The sequence below is a fragment of the Gemmiger formicilis genome (genome assembly GCF_016901605.1).
Lineage (GTDB): Bacteria > Bacillota > Clostridia > Oscillospirales > Ruminococcaceae > Gemmiger > Gemmiger formicilis_B.
This window is the reverse complement of the sequence record NZ_JACJKP010000293.1, coordinates 1-1791: the sequence shown is the minus strand read 5'-3', so window position 1 is coordinate 1791 and position 1791 is coordinate 1. Positions and strand designations below refer to the sequence as shown.

At 59.7% G+C, this 1791-nt stretch carries 2 protein-coding genes; both read left to right on the top strand.

Annotated features, from left to right (window positions below):
* Window positions 1-36: 36 nt before the first annotated feature.
* Entirely contained in the window at window positions 37-975 is a 939-nt protein-coding gene (locus H6B10_RS14300) for a nitronate monooxygenase (RefSeq protein ID WP_204652213.1), read from the top strand.
* Window positions 976-990: 15 nt separating this feature from the next.
* A partial coding sequence (locus H6B10_RS14295) for an ACP S-malonyltransferase (RefSeq protein ID WP_204652212.1) occupies window positions 991-1791 on the top strand: 801 nt, incomplete at its 3' end.

Below are 1791 nucleotides of genomic sequence, written 5' to 3'. Positions count from 1 at the left end.
GGGCGGTATGCTGATCACTGTGAAAGGAAGCGTCGTATGAAACTGCTGAACGAGATTCTGGGAACCCGGTATCCTCTCATTCAAGGCGGCATGGCCAACATTGCCACCGGTGAGTTCGCCGCAGCCTGCTCCAATGCGGGCGCTTTGGGCCTGATCGGGTCGGGCGGTATGAACGTTGATTCTCTGCGCGATAATATCCGCCGTGCCAAGCAGCTGACGGACAAACCTTTCGGCGTGAACATCATGCTGATGCACCCCCAGGCCGATGAATTTGCCAAAATCGTGGTGGAGGAAGGCGTGCGATTCGTTACGACCGGCGCCGGAAATCCCGGTAAATATATGGAAAGCTGGAAAAAAGCCGGTATTACGGTGATGCCTGTGGTGGCGGCTTCGGTTCTGGCCAAACATCTGGTCAAGTGCGGTGCCGATGCACTCATTGCAGAAGGTACCGAGAGCGGCGGTCATGTGGGCGAGATGGCTACTATGGCGTTGGTCCCGCAGGTGGTAGACGCCGTGGATGTGCCTGTGATTGCAGCGGGCGGCATTGCGGATGGCCGTCAGCTGGCTGCTGCCTTTGCGCTGGGCGCCTGCGGTGCGCAGATCGGCACCTGCCTGCTGGTGGCGGAAGAGTGCCCGATCCACCCCAACTATAAGGCAGCGCTCCTCAAGGCCAAGGACAGCGACACGGTGGTTACCGGACGGATCGGCGGTACGCCGGTGCGTGTGCTGAAAAACCGCATGAGCCGTGAATATGTCCGTCAGGAAAAGGCCGGTGCCGACAAGATGGAGCTGGAAAAATACACGTTGGGCAGCCTGCGCCGCGCCGTATTTGACGGCGATACCGAAACCGGCAGCCTGATGGCCGGTCAGGTGGCCGGTATGCTGAAGGGTGTGCGCCCGGTGGCGGAAATTTTGGACGAAATGATGGAAGGCTGCCGTACCCGCCTGCAGGATATGGGGCAGATGAAGGTATAAAAAGGAGTGGAACGGATGAAACTCGCGTTTTTGTATGCCGGTCAGGGCAGCCAGCACGCCGGAATGGGTGCCGATCTGTATGAAGCTTCCCCGGTGTTCCGGAAGGTGTTCGATGAAGCGGCCACGGTTCTGGATTTTGATTTGAAAACCACCTGCTTCGAGGACCCGGAAGGCGTCATCAATCTGACCCGTTACACCCAGCCCTGCATGGTGGCCTTTGCCGCCGGTGTTACGGCTATGCTGCGGGATGCCGGCATCTGCCCTGCGTATGCGGCAGGCCTGTCGCTGGGCGAATATTCTGCCCTGGAATGTGCAGAGGTTCTGGATGCTAAATCGGCAGTGGAACTGGTTGCTTTCCGCGGTCAGGCTATGGCCAAGGCATCGGAAGGTCTGGACTGCGGTATGACGGCTGTGCTGGCTTTGGACCGGGATAAGCTGCAGGATTGCTGCAAGGAAGCTTCTCAGCTGGGTGTGGTGCAGATCTGCAACTACAACTGCCCCGGCCAGCTGGTGATCGGCGGTGAAAAGGCCGCCGTGGACCGTGCGGCGGAACTGGCCAAGGAGGCAGGCGCCAAGCGCTGCATGCCCCTTAAGGTCAGCGGCCCGTTCCACACGATCCTCATGCACCCGGCGGGACTGGCCCTGGCGGAACGGTTCCAGAGTGTGACGTTTGCCCCCATGCGTATGCCGGTACTCTTTAACTGCCTGGGCCACGAAAAAGCTCCCGCTGATTCCATTGCGGACCTTCTGGTGCGTCAGGTACAGAGCAGCGTTTATCTGGAAGATACCATCCGCCGGTTGGCCGACCTGGGCGTG